Origin of the sequence: Ascidiimonas aurantiaca (assembly GCF_037646345.1) — a bacterium.
In the GTDB taxonomy this organism is placed as follows: Bacteria; Bacteroidota; Bacteroidia; order Flavobacteriales; family Flavobacteriaceae; genus Ascidiimonas; species Ascidiimonas aurantiaca.
On the sequence record NZ_JBBEWR010000019.1, the window covers coordinates 1 to 17,254 of the forward strand.

General features: G+C 39.1%; 15 protein-coding genes. 12 read left to right on the plus strand and 3 right to left on the minus strand.

Features of this window, described 5'->3' with window-relative positions; all coding sequences use genetic code 11:
- Positions 1–74: 74 nt before the first annotated feature.
- Complete coding sequence (locus tag WAO84_RS16140; protein WP_340067112.1) at positions 75–2,141, minus strand: M16 family metallopeptidase; 2,067 nt, start codon at positions 2,139–2,141, stop codon at positions 75–77.
- A 5-nt stretch (positions 2,142–2,146) separates the two neighbouring features.
- Positions 2,147–3,469, minus strand: coding sequence for a M16 family metallopeptidase (locus WAO84_RS16145; RefSeq protein WP_340067113.1), 1,323 nt, complete (start codon positions 3,467–3,469; stop codon positions 2,147–2,149).
- A gap of 213 nt (positions 3,470–3,682) precedes the next feature.
- Here WAO84_RS16145 and WAO84_RS16150 point away from each other — a divergent pair, with 213 nt between their 5' ends.
- The 6 genes from WAO84_RS16150 (at position 3,683) to WAO84_RS16175 (ending at position 11,204) form a co-directional block, all read left to right on the plus strand.
- Positions 3,683–4,147, plus strand: a complete 465-nt coding sequence (locus WAO84_RS16150) for a DUF4199 domain-containing protein (RefSeq protein WP_340067114.1) — start codon at positions 3,683–3,685, stop codon at positions 4,145–4,147.
- Positions 4,148–4,314: 167 nt separating this feature from the next.
- Complete coding sequence (rplU, locus tag WAO84_RS16155) at positions 4,315–5,004, plus strand: 50S ribosomal protein L21 (RefSeq protein WP_340067116.1); 690 nt, start codon at positions 4,315–4,317, stop codon at positions 5,002–5,004.
- A gap of 58 nt (positions 5,005–5,062) precedes the next feature.
- Complete coding sequence (gene rpmA, locus WAO84_RS16160; RefSeq protein WP_340067118.1) at positions 5,063–5,323, plus strand: 50S ribosomal protein L27; 261 nt, start codon at positions 5,063–5,065, stop codon at positions 5,321–5,323.
- Positions 5,324–5,498: 175 nt separating this feature from the next.
- A complete protein-coding gene (locus WAO84_RS16165) occupies positions 5,499–7,094 on the plus strand; it encodes a tetratricopeptide repeat protein (RefSeq protein ID WP_340067119.1) in 1,596 nt (531 codons plus the stop codon).
- Positions 7,095–7,265: 171 nt separating this feature from the next.
- On the plus strand, positions 7,266–10,127 hold the full coding sequence (locus tag WAO84_RS16170) for a TonB-dependent receptor (protein ID WP_340067121.1): 2,862 nt from the start codon (positions 7,266–7,268) through the stop codon (positions 10,125–10,127).
- A 9-nt stretch (positions 10,128–10,136) separates the two neighbouring features.
- A complete protein-coding gene (locus tag WAO84_RS16175; protein WP_340067122.1) occupies positions 10,137–11,204 on the plus strand; it encodes a phytase in 1,068 nt (355 codons plus the stop codon).
- Positions 11,205–11,304: 100 nt separating this feature from the next.
- Here WAO84_RS16175 and ahcY read toward each other — a convergent pair whose 3' ends face one another.
- Positions 11,305–12,621, minus strand: coding sequence for an adenosylhomocysteinase (gene ahcY / locus WAO84_RS16180; RefSeq protein ID WP_340067123.1), 1,317 nt, complete (start codon positions 12,619–12,621; stop codon positions 11,305–11,307).
- A 73-nt stretch (positions 12,622–12,694) separates the two neighbouring features.
- Between ahcY and WAO84_RS16185 the strand changes: the two genes are divergently transcribed.
- The 6 genes from WAO84_RS16185 to WAO84_RS16210 are packed head-to-tail and all read left to right on the plus strand — an operon-like array spanning position 12,695 to position 17,055.
- Entirely contained in the window at positions 12,695–13,363 is a 669-nt protein-coding gene (locus WAO84_RS16185) for a 4'-phosphopantetheinyl transferase family protein (protein ID WP_340067124.1), read from the plus strand.
- Complete coding sequence (locus WAO84_RS16190; protein ID WP_340067125.1) at positions 13,360–14,097, plus strand: phosphoglycerol geranylgeranyltransferase; 738 nt, start codon at positions 13,360–13,362, stop codon at positions 14,095–14,097. The genes WAO84_RS16185 and WAO84_RS16190 overlap by 4 nt, the downstream gene beginning before the upstream one ends.
- Positions 14,094–14,354, plus strand: a complete 261-nt coding sequence (locus WAO84_RS16195; protein WP_340067126.1) for a thiamine-binding protein — start codon at positions 14,094–14,096, stop codon at positions 14,352–14,354. Before WAO84_RS16190 ends, WAO84_RS16195 begins: the two co-directional genes overlap by 4 nt.
- Positions 14,338–14,967, plus strand: coding sequence for a nicotinamide riboside transporter PnuC (pnuC, locus tag WAO84_RS16200; RefSeq protein ID WP_340067128.1), 630 nt, complete (start codon positions 14,338–14,340; stop codon positions 14,965–14,967). Before WAO84_RS16195 ends, pnuC begins: the two co-directional genes overlap by 17 nt.
- A complete protein-coding gene (locus WAO84_RS16205) occupies positions 14,931–15,509 on the plus strand; it encodes an AAA family ATPase (RefSeq protein WP_340067130.1) in 579 nt (192 codons plus the stop codon). Before pnuC ends, WAO84_RS16205 begins: the two co-directional genes overlap by 37 nt.
- A complete protein-coding gene (locus WAO84_RS16210; RefSeq protein ID WP_340067131.1) occupies positions 15,499–17,055 on the plus strand; it encodes a DUF4301 family protein in 1,557 nt (518 codons plus the stop codon). The genes WAO84_RS16205 and WAO84_RS16210 overlap by 11 nt, the downstream gene beginning before the upstream one ends.
- Positions 17,056–17,254 lie beyond the last annotated feature (199 nt).

Sequence of the window (17,254 nt, forward strand, 5' to 3'; positions counted from 1 at the left end):
AGCTAGCTTCACAGGACTAAATTAAATCTTTAAAAACTGTCAACCTATTTTAGGACGACTCACGCAAACCTTTTTTATTTAAAATCTTCTTCTGTTACGCCTTCATTCACTTTAATCTCTTTCACCATAAAGTCGATACTTTGCGGCCCAAAGGACTGACTTAGTGTAAAAGGGAAAAGAATGCCTGAAACTTCTTGGTAATTGTCAAGAGCAACTGCCTGGGTTACGGTTTGCCCCTGCGCCTCCATAGTAATTACTTCTTTTACCTTAAGGCCACTTTCCACATCGTAGAAATTGGTCCGTGAATCAGAAACTTTTACGGCATATGCTTTTTTACCATTTACCTCCTGGATGCCTTCAAGACTGAGATCACTACTGTTTTGTAGTTCAAGTTCAGGGAAAGGTACAGATTGTTTTTTCATTTCTCCAATTTGATCTTCAGGGATAGGCTGTTTTTGCCCCTGGGCAATTATAAATCCTTGTGAACCGTCGAATACCTGACGCATCATAGAGTTACCGCCCATTTTCATATCCATAGAGAACTTATTTGAAGAGGTGGTCTTAAGCTCCAGGTTTAAGACCATGCCTTGTGTGGAAGCTTCTGCATTAATAAGTACAGAATTCACAGCTTTTAGCTTTCCTTCTCCGCCAATAGCATTAATGTAATTCTGGATTATAGAACCGGCACTAACCCCTTCAGGAACTGAAGCAGTGTAATCTGGCTTTTCAACGCTGGTGGCATATTTGTCAAAATAACTTACGGGTATCTTTTTCCCGTTGTACTGAAAGTTTTCCAGCGATTCAATCACATCACTACCTTTTCCTGTAATTACAATACGCGCATTGTCAATGGTAAAATATTTGCGAGCAGCTTCCTGAACCTGCTCGACAGTTACCGCATTTATTTTTTGAAGGTACGTAGTGTAAAAATCGGCTGGCAGTTTATTGGTTTCAATACTAAGGGCATAACGGGCTATGGTAGCAGGTTGCTCCAGGGCCATAATGAAATTTCCCGAGTAGTCTGCTTTAGCAAGCACGAGATCCTGCTTAGATACTTTTAGATCGCGTATTTTGTATATCTCATCTAAAAAGGCAGTCACAGCACTATCGGTCACTGCATTCCTTACGCTGGCACGAGCGGTGAAGCGAGCGATATATTTATCTGCTCCTATTCCTGAATAAGCCCCGTATGTAAAGCCTTTGTCTTCTCGCAAGTTTGCAAAGAGCCTGCCTTGTGAACCACCGCCCAGAATATTGTTGGCTATAAGTGCCGGGAAATAGTCGGGGCTGGTCATTTTAAGGTCCACTACATTTTGTACCGTGATCTCAGACTGTACTGCATTTGGCATATCTACAAAATTGATCTGGGTGAATTGTGCATTGGCCGGTTTTGAATAGCTTACATTTAACGGTGTATTAGGTTTCCAGTTGCTAAAAAGCTCGGTTACATTTCTTTTCAGGTCTTTATAATCAACATCTCCTACTACAACCAGGTAAGCGTTCTTAGGCAGAAAGAAATTGTTGTAAAAGCTTTTTACATCAGAAAGAGTTACGTTGTTTACAGTTTCCTGAGTAACAAACTCTCCGTAAGGATGATTTTTACCATAGGCAAGTGCTGCCTCTACTCTCCTGGCGGCTGATGTAACACTTTTCTCATCAGATTTAAGATTGTCAAGGAGAATGTTTTTTTCTTTTTGGAATTCTTCTTCCGTGAAATTGGGATATATAGCAGCTTCTGCCATTAATTCCAGAATCCTGTCTGCATATCTTGAAAGACCCCTGGCGCTACCTCCTGTAGGACCAAAATTAATGGAAGCTCCCATGTAATCAACTTCTTCGTTAAAAGCATCTTTATCAATGTTTACAGAGCCCTTACCCAACAGGTTACCCATTAAACTTGACATTCCTGCTTTATCTCCTTCAGCATACGGAGGGTTATCAATAGTAAGTGTATAGGAAACTCTTGGTAATTTGTGGTTTTCTACCAACAGTACTTTTAAGCCGTTTTCTAACTCAAAAGACTGAGGGGTTCCCAGTTTAATCTTAGGAGCAGGGCCGGCCACGGGTTGTTTGCTTCTGTCAATTTGGGCCTGGGCCACAAGTGCACAAACCATAAATAAACTAAAAAATATTTTTTTCATCACAATTACTGATTTTCTTGTTCTTTAGGCAAATATTCAAGTATAAGCCTTTGGTTAGGCTTAAGGTATTTATTAGCAACTTCTTTTATGTCTTCCCGGGTAATAGAGCGGTAAATGTCTATTTCGGTATTAATAAGATTGGTATCACCGTAAAGAAGGTAATAAGTAGCTAAAGAACCTGCGATACCCTCTAAACTTGCATTTGAATTTACAAACTGGTTCTCAAATTGGTTTTGAAGTTTCTCAAGATCTTTTTCAGAAATAAGTTCGGTCTGGAGTTTGGTGATTTCTTCATCAAAACCTTTTACCAGATCTTCCAGTGAAGTCTCTCCTTGAGGAAGTGCAAACAGGGCATATACTCCATAGTCTTCCTGGCTTAGGTTTACGGCTTGTACCACAAGTGCCTTTTTCTCTTCATCTACCAGTTTTTTGTAGAGTTTTGAACTGTTACCACCGCTTAAATAGGTAGAGATCATATCTAATATACGTGCATCTCTGGTGGTAAAAGAAGGAGTTCTGTAGGTGGCTACCACGGCAGGGATCTGGATATTGGGATCATATGCCTTTGCTCGAAACTCTTCAGTTATAGGATCTTCTTTGGGATAGTTTCTGGTAATGTCTGCTCCTCTTGGAATAGGGCCAAAATAGTCTTCCACCATTTTTTTGGTTTCGGCAATGTCAATATCACCTGCTACTACCAATACACCGTTATTGGGAACATAGAACTTGTCGTTAAAAGCGAGGAACTCTTCAAGAGTAGCAGCATCCAGGTGATCCATAGAGCCTATGGTAGTCCATCGATACGGATGTTTTTTAAACATTTCTTTCTTGATAGCTTCCAGAATGCGCCCATAAGGCTGGTTATCTATTCGTAATCTTTTTTCTTCTTTCACTACTTCATTTTGCGTATCGACCCCTACCTGTTCAATAACCGGGTGCAGTAAACGCTCAGACTCTAACCATAAACCTACTTCCAGTGCATTAGAAGGAAATACTTCGTAATAATAGGTACGGTCATCATTCGTAGTAGCATTATTTCTTCCTCCGTTAGAAGTAACTATTTTGTCCCACTGCCCTCTTTTAATGTTTTTGGTACCCTCAAATAAGAGGTGTTCAAAAAAGTGTGCAAAACCCGTACGCTCAGGATCTTCATCCTTAGCACCTACATGATATGCAATAGAAGTGACAACAATAGGAGCGGTTTTGTCCTGATGCAAAATAACGTGTAAACCATTGTCGAGCTTATACTCTTCAAAGGTTACCTGTTGCGCCGGAGCCGCCACGCACATTAGGAAGGTCAGAAAGACCAACAGAATCTTGTTTTTCATTTTTGTTTTAGCTTTAAATAATTTTAATATCGGTTTGACATAAAAATGCACAATTTGTTACAGATTTTGATAAATTTTCTGAAACTGCTCAAAAGTAGGGAATATGGTAGGTAAAAAGAAACATTCATTAAAATTAATGGATTCTAATGGGATTATTTAAATTTTTTGTACCTTATTGGTTACTAATGGGTAATAATCAAACCAATGTAAATCATGAATGTAAAACGAATACATATACGATACGGCTTAATTGTAGCAGTAATTCTGATTTTTTATTTTCTTTTTGTAAAACTTTTCGGACTTCATGAGAATCCGTGGTTGCGCCTCTTGAACGGGGCGATCGTGGCTTATGGTATTTATGCATCGATAAGATTTCGAAGACTGGTGGAGGGCAGTAAATTTGATTATTACGGAGGTTTTAAAACCGGCCTTTATACAGGTTTTATCGCCACTTTTGTTTTTGTAGGCTTTATGGCCATATATATGTTTCATTTAAACCCCGGTTTTCCGGAGCTCATTATGGAATCCTGGATCAAGGATTATTATCAGGGGCCAGGGATTCTTATTTTTGTTCTCGCCATAGAAGGAATTACCTCTTCACTGGTACTTACTTTAACTTTTATGCAAAAATTTAAACCCAGTTGGAACACCTCTAAGAAAGCAACTCAAAACAGCTAATCAAGTACCTGTTTGAAGTGAAATTATACAAAATACGTATCAAAATCCATTTTTTTATAAAATGGAGTTGTTTAGCCTTTCAAAACATTTGCAGTTTAACGATTTAGCATTATATTTGCACCCGCCTTTAAAATAAGAAGGCAATTATAAAATTTAATTTATAAGCTATGTATGCAATTGTAGAGATAGCAGGGCAGCAATTTAAAGTGCAAAAAGACCAAAAGGTTTATGTGCACCGTTTGGCTGAGGAAGAGGGTAAACCGGTTTCTTTTAACCACGTACTTCTACTCGATGACAACGGTAATGTAACCATAGGCGCCCCGGCTATAGACGGTGCTTCAGTAGAAGCAAAAGTCCTGAAACACCTTAAGGGTGATAAAGTAATTGTTTTTAAGAAAAAAAGACGAAAAGGTTACAAGGTAAAAAGAGGTCACAGGCAATTTCTTACACAGATCCATATCGAAGACATTCTGACTTCGGGAGCTAAAAAAACTGCCAAAAAAGCAGCGCCTAAAAAAGCTGCAAAAACAGAAGAGACTGTTGCAAAACCTGTAGCCGAAACGGCTAAAAAAGAGCCTACAGCGGCAGTAAAGACCAAAGAAGCAGACGATCTCAAGAAAATAGAAGGTATTGGCCCTAAGATTGCCGAATTACTGGCTGCTGCAGGTATAGATACCTATGCAAAACTTGCAGATACCTCTGTAGAAAAATTAAAAGAAGTCCTTACCGAAGCAGGATCCAGATATGCCTCTAAAGTTCCTGATACCTGGCCTCAGCAGGCAGCACTGGCCTCAGCAGGAAAGTGGGATGAGCTTGCTAAGTTACAAGACGAACTTAAAGGAGGAATCGCTAAGTAAAATAAAAGTATAACAAAGCTTCTGTATAAAGAAGCTACCATATTAAAACCGAAACAAAATGGCACACAAAAAAGGTGTTGGTAGTTCCAAAAACGGTAGAGAGTCAGAATCGAAACGTCTGGGTGTTAAGATTTTTGGCGGACAGGCTGCCATAGCTGGAAATATCATCGTAAGACAACGTGGTACCGCTCACTATCCTGGTGAGAATGTGTACATGGGTAAAGATCATACATTACATGCCAGAGTAGATGGTGTTGTAAAATTTGAAAAGAAAAAAAACAATAAGTCTTATGTCTCTATAGAACCTTTTGAGGCATAACACAAGTTTATTTTTTTAAGTATATAAAAGCCTTTTGTCAAAACAAAAGGCTTTTTTTATGGTCGATCTTCAAATTTTTTACCTGCCTTTTCTTAACAATCTTCTAATACACTCATAATACATACTCCTTTTATATTCAATACCTTGCCCTATGTAAATTTCAATCTTCTGCTATTTGAAAAGTATTTTTCATCGTGAAAATTTAGGGAGCTTATTTTTTTTTGCTTTTTTACAGAGTATTTTTTGCCAAAATATAACCACAGACTCCGTTTTCCTGAAAAGAATAAACGATACTTTTCTAAAACTCAACCATCAACTGGAAGTTGCTAAAAGTGCAAACAATGAAAATGCTTTGGTACACAACCATCTTATGCTGGGAGATTTTTATAAAAGTATTGAGGTTTTCAATGAGGCAATATACCATTACCATGAAGCCCTGCTTCAGAAAGGGGCTGTAGATACCTTAACAATACGTATTTACCAAAACCTGGGAACAGTTTATTTCATGCAGGAACAGTTTGTGAAAGCAGAAATGCATTTTAGGGAAGCCTACCAGGCTTCTATGGAAATTGCCTTTTTGCCCGGTCAGGCTGCAGCATATGGGGCTATAGGCAGTTGTTTTGAAAAAGTAGAAAAATATAAGGAAGCTCTCAAATTTCAACATAAAAGCCTCGATGTTTTTACACTTTTAAAAGATAGCACCGGCATAGCACTGGCATTTGAAAACCTGGGAAGTATTTATGAGGATCTTGCGCAATACGATGAAGCTTATATATACTTTAAAAAAGCAGTAAACTACATTATAAACAGCCCGGATACTAATCGATATATTAATATTCTAAACAACCTGGGAGACGTAAACCGAAAAAGAGGCGATTTTGAAAAAGCCTTTTTTTATACCCGTCAGGCTCAGGAATTTGCTGTAAAAACAGAGAACCGTTACCAGTTACAAAGTGTACTCAAGGATCTTGCCAAAACCTACCGATTACAGGGGGATCATGAAAACGCCTATAGCATGCTCGAAGCCTCTAATAACGTTCACGATGAGATCCGGTCGTTCAAAAATATAAGACAGTTAAATACCCTTCAGGTCTTATACGGCGCAAAAGAGAAAAAAAACCAAATAGCCCTTCTTACTAAACAAAATGAAGTAACTCATGCTAACCAGAGACTGTTAGCAGGTAGTATTTTTGTAATAGGGACTATTATGGCGATACTTTTTTATGGTTATAAAAAGAAAAAGCAGCATGATACCCGTATTCAGCAATACAGGCAACAGGCACTAAAAGCAGACCTTGAAAAGAAAATACTGAAAGAAGAGAGCCTCCAAAGGGAGATACATATTAAGACAACCGCCCTTTCCAATTACAGCTTACATCTGGCCCATAAGAACAAAATACTTCGCAGCGTTATGCAAAAACTGACACATTTAAAAGATCGAAAAAACATGGACATGCGTACTTGCCTGGAATCATTAGCTTCAGAAATAAAAGAAGGTCTTTCTGAAAAGAACGATTGGCTGGAAGTAATTCGTTTTTTTGAACAGATACACCCCCATTTCTTTAAAAACCTGAATGCCAAAGCACGTGCTGCCCTTTCCTCAACAGAAGTAAGGTTGTGTATGTTATTACGCCTCAATCTTTCTTCCAGAGAAATTGCCTCTGTTTTGCATGTTACGCCAGATAGTGTTCGTATAGCCCGTTACCGACTTCGTAAAAAACTTCCTCTGGAGAAGGGCGAAGAGTTAACCAGATTCATTTTTGCACTTTAAAGCCCACAAAAGAAAGGTTTTTTAAGCATATGTTAGCTAACTGTTCCTTAATTATAAATGTTGCCTTGTGGTAGAAGGTGTATTCGCAGTTTTTTTACATTTTGTTTTTATCTGCTTTAACCTTTAACCTGCTGTAAATTATAGCTTTGAGTAGTGAAAAAATCTAACTCAATGAAATCAAGCAAACTTTTAAAATTTCTTTTTTTAACGGTCGTAGTAGCCCTTAATACCGCTTCAACCTATAGCCAGAACGGAACCATTACCGGTACCATTTCAGATGAATATAGGATCTACGTTCCCGGAGCTACTATATTTATAACAGACTTAAATAAAGGAGTCGTATCAGATCAGGACGGTAAGTTTATTCTCGTTGATGTTCCGGTTGGCAATCATACCCTTTTAATTAAATATCTGGGATTTGCCGATAAAACCATAGAGGTTATGGTCAATGAAAAAGAAACCACCTCAGTAGAAATTATACTCACAACTCAAGATGTAAAACTTCAAGGAGTAGAAGTAATTGGTAATGCATTGGGGGGTCAGGCCAGAGCGCTTAACACGCAAAAAAACAAACAGAACATTACCAATATTGTATCTACAGATCAAATAGGAAAGTTCCCTGATGCGAATATTGGTGATGCCGTAAAGAGAATTCCCGGTATCACCATGCAGGTGGACCAGGGAGAGGCCCGTAATATCATTATTCGTGGTTTGGCACCACAGCTAAACTCAGTTACCCTTAATGGGAGTCGTATTCCTTCTGCAGAAGGTGATAACAGGAATATTCAAATGGATCTTATTCCTTCTGATATGATCCAGACCATAGAAGTTAACAAAGCTGTAACACCAGATATGGATGCCGATGCCCTGGGAGGCTCAGTAAACCTTATTACCCGTTCTTCCCCCAGAAATTTTCGATTTTCTGCCAACTTAGGTTCGGGGCTCAACTTTATAACCGATAAACGTATCTGGACCGGTTCCTTTCTCCTGGGCGATCGTACAAAAGACGGAAAATTTGGCTGGATGATCTCCGCATCTGTAAATGACAATGACTTTGGTTCTGATAATATTGAAGCAGAGTGGTCTAACGAATTTGAATACAATACCGGTGTGCAGGATAATAACGGTGATGATATCATAGCGTCTGCAGACGTAAATCCGTATGCAGATACCTTTGAAATAAGAACGTATCTCGTGCAACGTGTACGGCGCAGTTTTTCGGCTAATTTTGATTATGCGTTTAATGACAATCACTCTTTTTTCTTTAAATCAATGTATAACTGGAGAGATGATCGTGAAAATCGTTTTCGTTTAGAGCACGAAATACTCGATGCCGAAGATATAGGGCCCGATGATTTTGAGATAAGTAATGGTAACCTCGTTCGGTTTCCGGTAGAATCCAAGCGTCAGACCAAAGGAGGTATCCCGGGAGGCAGAATACAAAATACCCGTTTGGAAGATCAGCGTATGCAAAACTATACGTTGGGAGGAAATCATTTATTTGGAAATGTAAAGCTGGACTGGATGACCTCTTTTGCGAAAGCGTCCGAAGAGCGTCCTAATGAACGTTATATTACTTATGAAAGTGAATTTCTCATCAATAATGACCGCAGCACCCGTTTCCCGCTCCATAGTCCGGTAAATGCCTCTTCATTAGATCTCGATAACTTTGAACTGGATGAGATCTCAGAAGAGAACCAATTTACCGAAGAAGAAGATATTAACTTTTTTGCCAATGTAGAGTGGCCGGCCGACTTATTTGGTAAAGGAAATGGAAACGTTAAAGCAGGCCTAAGAGCACGTTTGAAATCCAAAACAAGAAATAATGAATTTTTTGAGTTTGAGCCTCTATCCGGTTTTGAAACTATGGCTGATGTAGCCACCAGAGACTATACAGACCCTAATTACCTGGCCGGAAGCAAATATCGAGCCGGGTTTTATGTAACTCCTGAGTTTTTAGGAGATCTTGACCTGGGCAATACCGATCTTTTTGAAGGGGAAAGTATTCCCGATGAATTTCTTACAGCCAATTTTGACGTAAACGAAGACGTATATGCCGGATACCTCATGACAAACCAAAAACTCTCAGATAAACTGAGTGTGCTGGCAGGGATAAGACTGGAGCATACACAAATTGAAAGTATTGGTAATGAGATTGTGTTTAACGAAGATGGCGATTTTGACGGAAGCAATCAGTTAAGAGATCAGAGTTCATATACCAATATTCTACCCGGCTTGCATTTTAAATACGATATTACCCCCAATACGATCTTGCGATTTGCCTGGACCAATACCCTTGCAAGACCTAACTATGTAGATCTGGTGCCATTTAGAGAAGTAAACAATGAGGATGAAGAGATCGTTTTGGGAAATGCGACTCTGGAGCCTACTACTTCCATGAATTTTGATTTTATGGCTGAGCATTACTTTAAGTCAGTAGGGATCTTGTCCGGAGGTGTTTTTTACAAGCGCCTTAACGATTTTGTGTATGTATTTGTATCCAGGGATGAAGAATCCGATTTTGAAGTATTTCAACCCTTAAACGGAGACGATGCCACTATTTTTGGCGCAGAAGTAGCTTTCCAGCGCCAACTGGACTTCCTTCCCGGTTTTGCTAAAAACTTTGGTATCTATCTTAATTATACATTTCTTACCTCCAGCGCCAATGGTATAAGAAACGAAGATGGCGATGAACGAGGCGATCTGGAATTGCCGGGTACCGCTCCTAATATGTTTAACGGCTCTTTAGCATACTCTACCGATAAGTTCAGTGCACGACTATCAGTGAATTTTTCAGACGCATATCTGGATGAGCTTGGAGGAAACAGCTTTGAAGACCGTTTTTATGATGAACAGTTTTTTCTTGATTTCAACATATCACTGGCCATTAACAGAAACCTGAGGTTATATGCAGATCTCAATAATATAGCTAACCAGCCATTGCGTTATTACCAGGGAACCAAAGACAGGACCATGCAACTGGAATACTATGACAGGCGACTTACTTTTGGTTTGAAATACGATCTTTTCTAAATAGCGCATATGGATTTTAATAATACGAAAGAAGAATTCAGGTTAGTGAAAAAGAATATGCTTTTTTATATATTCCTGGTTTTGGTGGTTTCCTGCAAGCAGCTAACAGATGTTAAAATAGAACCCGACGTTATTACAGAAACGACCGCATATGACGCAGATGATCCTGCCATATGGATAAACAGAGATGACCCTTCAAAAAGCATTGTTTTTGGAACAGACAAAGATACCAACGGGTCTATCTATGCTTTTAACCTGAAAGGTAAGATATTAAGAGATAAAACCATTGAAAATGTACGAAGGCCCAACAATGTAGATCTGCGATATGATTTCAGATTAAACGATTCTACAGTTACTGATATCCTTGTTTTTACCGAAAGAGAAAAAAAGCAGATACGCATATTTTCTGTTCCCGATATGACACCTTTGGACAACGGAGGAATACCGGTATTTGCAGATGAAAATAATCCCGGTTTCTCTTTTCCTATGGGAGTGAGTTTTTATAAATCACCTAAAGACCAAACGTTTTACGTGATCGTGAGTAGAAAAGAAGGCCCGCTTACCGGATATCTATATCAATACAGATTGGCGGCCAATGACAGTGTGCCGGGAGTAACCGCTACATTTGTGAGGAAGTTTGGTAACTTTAGCGGGAAAAAAGAAATTGAAGCTATAGCGGTTGATGATGAAATGGGATACGTTTATTATTCAGATGAACAGCATTGTATTCGTAAATATCACGCAGAGCCTTCTATGGGAGGTACCGAGCTGGCGTGTTTTGGAGAAACCACTTTTACCGAAGATATTGAAGGCATAGCCATAGCCTCTTTTCCCGGAAATAAAGGGTATATTATTGTCTCCAATCAACAGAAAGGAACTTTTAATTTCTTTTCCAGAACTACCAATGAATTTGTAAAAGAGCTGAACCTTTCAACTCTGGAAACAGATGGTTGTGATATAGTAACCGTTCCGCTGGACAGTACTTTTAGTAAAGGCCTTTTTGTTGCGATGAATGATGCCAGGAACTTTTACTTTTACAATGTGGATAAACTTGGTATCACTCATGATGCAAAGTAAGTAATAAAAAAAGCCTTAAAGGTCAAAAAATGCTTTAAGGCTTAGAATTTAATTTGTTTTGAAATAAAAAAGGGTTCGGGTTAAGAACCCTTTTTTTAATTTAGTATCTGTAATATTCAGGCTTGTATGGCCCCTCAACCGGTACACCTATATAATCTGCCTGTTCTTCATTAAGTGTTTCCAGCTCTACCCCAATTTTCTCAAGGTGTAGTTTGGCTACTTTCTCATCGAGATGTTTAGGTAGGGTATATACTTTGTTCTCATAGTCTTCGGGATGGTTCCAAAGTTCTATTTGTGCAAGGGTTTGATTGGTAAATGAATTACTCATTACAAAACTGGGGTGTCCTGTAGCGCAACCAAGGTTTACCAGTCGTCCTTCGGCCAATAAAATGATATCGTTACCATTTATGGTAAACTTGTCAACCTGAGGCTTTATATTTACATGTGTGTGGCCATGGTTAGACTTTAGCCAGGCAACATCAATTTCATTGTCAAAATGTCCAATATTGCAAACAATGGTCTTATCTTTCATTTTCTCAAAATGAGAACCGTTTACAATGTCTTTATTTCCTGTAGCGGTTATTACAATATCAGCCTTGCCAATTACAGTATCCAGCTTTTTTACCTCGTAACCGTCCATAGCTGCCTGTAAGGCACAGATGGGGTCTATTTCGGTAACAGTTACGATGGAGCCAGCACCTCTAAACGAAGCAGCACTTCCTTTACCTACATCACCATACCCGCAAACCACTACTCTTTTACCGGCAAGCATGACATCGGTAGCTCTTCTTATTGCATCAACAGCACTTTCACGGCATCCGTATTTGTTATCAAATTTTGATTTGGTAACCGAGTCGTTTACATTAATGGCAGGCATAGGCAGGGTACCTTTTTTCATACGGTCATAAAGCCTTAATACACCCGTAGTAGTTTCTTCCGACAATCCTTTAATTCCCGATGCCAGTTCGGGATAATTATCCAGTACCATGTTGGTAAGATCACCTCCGTCATCCAGTATCATATTAAGAGGTTGTCTGTCTTCTCCAAAGAAAAGGGTTTGTTCTATACACCAGTTAAATTCTTCTTCATTCATTCCTTTCCAGGCATAAACCGGTATTCCGGCAGCGGCTATGGCAGCTGCTGCGTGGTCTTGTGTTGAAAATATGTTACATGAACTCCAGGTAACTTCTGCTCCCAGATCTATTAATGTTTCTATAAGTACCGCAGTTTGGATAGTCATATGTAAACATCCTGCAATACGGGCGCCTTTTAGAGGGTGTTTTCCTTTATATTCTTCTCGGAGCGCCATAAGCCCCGGCATTTCAGCTTCGGCAAGTTCAATTTCTTTTCTACCCCACTCAGCTAAAGACATATCTTTTACTTTATAAGGTACGTAAGGGATGGTTTTTGTGCTCATATCATTATCTTTGTTAACCTTTTACATCAGTTCAAAATGTGCATGCAAAGGTACGTAATAACTTTGAAAATCAATGCCTCTCTATAAAACAATACCCGTGAATACGGCTACTACCGTATATATATGGAAAATAGAAGAATCAGTACAAGAACTCGAAAAAAATATTGAGCTTACATCAAGGTGTCGGTCACGTATTGACGATATGAGATCTGAGATCCATCAAAAGGGGTTTTTAAGTGTGAGGCAACTTTTAAAAATAGCCGGCTATAAACCATCCGATCTTTTTTACAATACCTCGGGCAAACCACACCTTACAAACGGATATCAGATATCCATCACGCATTCTTTTATTTTTTCGGCCATTATTATAAGTTCAGAGAATGAAATAGGTATCGATATTGAGAAAGAGCGTGAAAAAATACAAATCATTGCACCCAGATTTATGAGATATGAACTTAACTACCTCAAAAATGGTAATTTGGTAAAACCTATGAGCGTGATTTGGTGTGTTAAAGAAAGTCTTTATAAGGCATTTGCTGCCAAAGGACTCAGTTTCAGGCAACATATTAAAGTGGTACCTTTTTTAGGATCCTCGGAAAATCAAGGAGTAGCCTGGATACATTATGGGAAGTCAGTTGAAAAATACCGGTTTTCACACTTTTCCTTTGAAGGTTTTACCTGTGCGTATGCCTTAAAAGAAAAGTTTGAACGACCTTTACAGCAGAAGAGAAATTTTTCATGAATGCAGTGTATGAGAATATTTTAGAAGCGGTTTCCGCCGGAGAAAAACTATTGGCCGTACTCATCGATCCCGAAAAAACCACTCCGCACCAGGTGCCTTTCCTGTTTGAAAACATTCAACATACTCCCGTAACGCATGTTTTTTTAGGAGGGAGTGAGGTAGAAAAAGGAAAAACAGATATACTGGTCAAAGTACTAAAAGAAAATACAAACCTGCCGGTGGTTTTGTTTCCCGGGTGTGAAAACCAAATAAGCGAAAATGCTGATGCATTGTTGTTTCTTTCCCTTCTTTCGGGACGAAACCCTGAATATCTAATAGGAAAACAAGTGCAATCTGTACCCAGACTGCACAAAACAAGACTGGAGATCATACCTACGGCATACCTTCTTATTGACGGCGGGAAAAAAACATCGGTTCAACGGGTTAGTAAAACCGAGCCAATCAAACCATCATCTGTAGATGAAATAGTTCATACAGCTCTTGCCGGTCAGTTTCTGGGGATGAAACTTATTTATCTCGAAGCCGGGAGTGGAGCCTTGCAGAGTGTCCCGCAACAGGTGGTTCGGGAAGTGAAGAAAAATACAAACCTACCTTTGATCGTTGGTGGAGGCATAAGGACAGTTACAGGTATTACATCAGCTTATCGTGCCGGCGCAGATATAGTGGTCATAGGTACTGCTTTTGAAAATAACCCTCATTTTTTTAATCAGTTAAAAACAGTTAGATCATCATGAATATTTCGGTTGAATTAACATTAAGCCCGCTTCAGGATACTTTTGAAGAGCCTATCATTCATTTTATCAAACGGCTCAGAGAATCAGGGTTTACAGTTATGGAAAATCCATTAAGTACTCAAATTTACGGGCCGTATGATGAGATTATGTCATTTCTTACTACCGAAATACGGTTGGCTTTTGAGCGTTCGGAAAATGTACTTTTACACATGAAAATTGTAAAGACCGACCGAAGCGATTATGAGCCCAATTATTGATTTTTTTCTCGAGGCATATCAGGAGGTTCCCGTATTGTATATTGTACTGGAGGGCATTGCTTTCGTTTTTGGAATACTGAGTGTGTTTTATGCGAAAAAAGAAAACATTCTTGTCTATCCTACCGGGCTAATTGCCACCGTAATTACAGTGTACCTGCTTTATAAAGCAGGATTTTTAGGAGATATGACCATGAATGTATATTATTCCTTAATGAGTATATACGGTTGGTATAACTGGTCCAGAAAGAAAGACAATCGCCGTGCGGTGCCAATTTCAAGAACTAATTTTAATGAAAAAGTGATAGGAATTGCATTTTTTTTCCTGACTGTAGGGGTGACCTATATGGTATATGTGCTTTTTGATCATACGATACAAACAGAGAACTATATAGATATTTTTACCTCGGGCATTTTTTTCACAGGCATGTGGTACATGGCGAATAAGAAAATTGAGAACTGGACCCTCTGGATCATAGGAGATTTGATAACTGTGCCTTTATATGCTTACAGAGGATTAGGAATGTTATCTTTGCAGTATTTAATTTTTACCATTCTTGCTATTCAAGGATATCTGGCATGGAAGAAAAGCTTAAACAGCAACCTGGCAACATAGTAAAAATTGTGTTATACGGGCCGGAATCAACCGGAAAAACCACATTGGCACAACAGTTGGCTACTCATTATCATACTTTATGGGTGCCGGAGTACGCCCGTGAATATTTACAGGATAAGTGGGATCGCGAAAAAAAAATATGTGAACCTGAAGATCTGTTACCCATTGCCATAGGGCAGATGAAATTGGAAAATGAAATGACCCCCAAGGCAAACCGTTTGCTCATTTGCGATACTGATCTTTTGGAAACCAAAGTGTACTCTGAAGCCTACTATACAGGCTCCTGTGACCCGTTATTGCACAAATATGCACTGGCAAACATCTATGATCTTTATCTGCTTACCGATATTGATATTCCCTGGGTACAGGACGATCTCAGGGATAAACCCGACCAGAGAGAACATATGTTCGCCTACTTTAAAAAGGCTTTAGATATGTACAAACGCCGGTACGTAATTATTAAAGGAGATAAAAAAAGCAGATTTGATAACGCAGTAAAAGCAATTGATAAACTCTTAACCCACCAGGAACATGATCACTAATACAGACTTTGACCTTATTAAAAAGAAGGGTATAAAGAAAGAAGAAATAGAAAAGCAAATAGCAATATTTAAAAAAGGAATACCCTTTGTTACCCTGGAAGATTCGGCAACCGTGGGTAACGGGATATTAAAATTTACTTCTGAAGAGGAGACTACATACGAGAAAATCTTTAATGAAAAGGCAAAAAAAGCCTCTCTGCTTAAGTTTGTGCCTGCTTCTGGTGCAGCATCACGTATGTTCAAAACCCTTTTTAATTTTCTCGAAGAGTTTAAAGTACACGAGGAAACTCTGGAGGTGTATGTCAAAAGAACTCATTCAGATAGTTTACCGGTTTTTTTTGATCACGCGGAAAAGTTCCCTTTTTATAAACCTGTACTGGAGGCTATGGGGGAGAGAGATAAAAACGCTGCCGGGCTTGCTTCAGACGAGCAAAAACATAAGTTTATAAAACAATTACTTTCAGAAGAGTATATGGGCTTTGGTGCTTATCCTAAAGGGCTTCTTCCCTTTCATACATATAAAAATGAAACCAGAACTGCATTTGAGGAGCATTTGTATGAAGCGGCAGCCTATGGTGTTTCTAACGGTGTGGCAAAATTGCATTTTACGGTTTCTGAACATCATATGGACAAGTTCAAAGCGAAACTCCAGGAAGAAAAACAGAAAATAGAAAAACAGACCCAGGTCCAGTTTGAGGTTTCCTTTTCGGTTCAAAAACCATCAACCGATACAATTGCTGTAACACCGGCTAATGAACCTTTTCGCAATGCTTCAGGAGAACTAGTGTTCAGGCCTTCCGGCCATGGTGCTTTGATAGAGAACCTCAATATGCTGGATGCGGATATTGTTTTTATAAAAAACATTGATAATGTAGTAGTCGAAAACAGGGCCAATGTAATACACAATAGCAAGAAAGTATTAGCAGGAAAGCTTTTTGAGCTTCAGGAGAGAGCGTTCTCGTATATGCGTATATTGAAAAATGAGGCTCCTGATGAAGCCCGGATATATGAAATAAGAGATTTTGTGAAAAATGAGCTGTATGCACATATCCCTTCCGCATTTAACACCTGGCCCCAGGAAGATAAGATACAGTTTTTGTGCCATGAAATAGACAGGCCTATTCGTATTTGCGGAATGGTCAAAAATGAAGGAGAACCCGGAGGAGGTCCTTTTTGGGTAAGGGACAATAAAGGTGAGATATCACTGCAGATCATAGAATCTGCCCAGATAGATAAAAGCGACAGCAAACAGCTAAAAATACTGGAAACTGCCACTCATTTTAATCCGGTAGATCTGGTTTGCGGGATCAAGGATTATGAGGGTAAAAAGTACGATCTTTTAAAATATACAGATCCTGCGCAGGGTTTTATAAGTTCAAAAACCTATGAGGGTCGTGAATTAAAAGCCTTGGAGCTACCCGGGTTATGGAACGGGGCTATGGCAGGCTGGCACACCGTATTTGCAGAGGTTCCGCTGGCTACATTTAATCCGGTAAAAACAGTAATAGACTTGCTAAAACCGGCGCATCAGGTACAAATACCTTAGGCGTTTTATAAACGAGCCTTTAAGTAGATAATAAAGTTTCAAAAAACGATTGGTTTTTTCTGCTATTTTGTACTTTTGCACCGTCTCAAAGGGGTGCTGGATCTTTTTACAGTAAAAGTGAAAGCTGAGATCATACCCAAAGAACCTGGGCGGGTAATGCCGCCAAGGGAATATAAGCAGGAACCATTTTGGTAAACCT

Bases quoted from the DNA above. Each gene is read 5' to 3' on its own strand.
- WAO84_RS16140 (WP_340067112.1), bottom strand. From the start codon at position 2,141: ATGAAAAAAATATTTTTTAGTTTATTTATGGTTTGTGCACTTGTGGCC.
- WAO84_RS16145 (WP_340067113.1), bottom strand. From the start codon at position 3,469: ATGAAAAACAAGATTCTGTTGGTCTTTCTGACCTTCCTAATGTGCGTG.
- WAO84_RS16150 (WP_340067114.1), top strand. From the start codon at position 3,683: ATGAATGTAAAACGAATACATATACGATACGGCTTAATTGTAGCAGTA.
- rplU (WP_340067116.1), top strand. From the start codon at position 4,315: ATGTATGCAATTGTAGAGATAGCAGGGCAGCAATTTAAAGTGCAAAAA.
- rpmA (WP_340067118.1), top strand. From the start codon at position 5,063: ATGGCACACAAAAAAGGTGTTGGTAGTTCCAAAAACGGTAGAGAGTCA.
- WAO84_RS16170 (WP_340067121.1), top strand. From the start codon at position 7,266: ATGAAATCAAGCAAACTTTTAAAATTTCTTTTTTTAACGGTCGTAGTA.
- WAO84_RS16175 (WP_340067122.1), top strand. From the start codon at position 10,137: ATGGATTTTAATAATACGAAAGAAGAATTCAGGTTAGTGAAAAAGAAT.
- ahcY (WP_340067123.1), bottom strand. From the start codon at position 12,621: ATGAGCACAAAAACCATCCCTTACGTACCTTATAAAGTAAAAGATATG.
- WAO84_RS16185 (WP_340067124.1), top strand. From the start codon at position 12,695: ATGCCTCTCTATAAAACAATACCCGTGAATACGGCTACTACCGTATAT.
- WAO84_RS16190 (WP_340067125.1), top strand. From the start codon at position 13,360: ATGAATGCAGTGTATGAGAATATTTTAGAAGCGGTTTCCGCCGGAGAA.
- WAO84_RS16195 (WP_340067126.1), top strand. From the start codon at position 14,094: ATGAATATTTCGGTTGAATTAACATTAAGCCCGCTTCAGGATACTTTT.
- pnuC (WP_340067128.1), top strand. From the start codon at position 14,338: ATGAGCCCAATTATTGATTTTTTTCTCGAGGCATATCAGGAGGTTCCC.
- WAO84_RS16205 (WP_340067130.1), top strand. From the start codon at position 14,931: ATGGAAGAAAAGCTTAAACAGCAACCTGGCAACATAGTAAAAATTGTG.
- WAO84_RS16210 (WP_340067131.1), top strand. From the start codon at position 15,499: ATGATCACTAATACAGACTTTGACCTTATTAAAAAGAAGGGTATAAAG.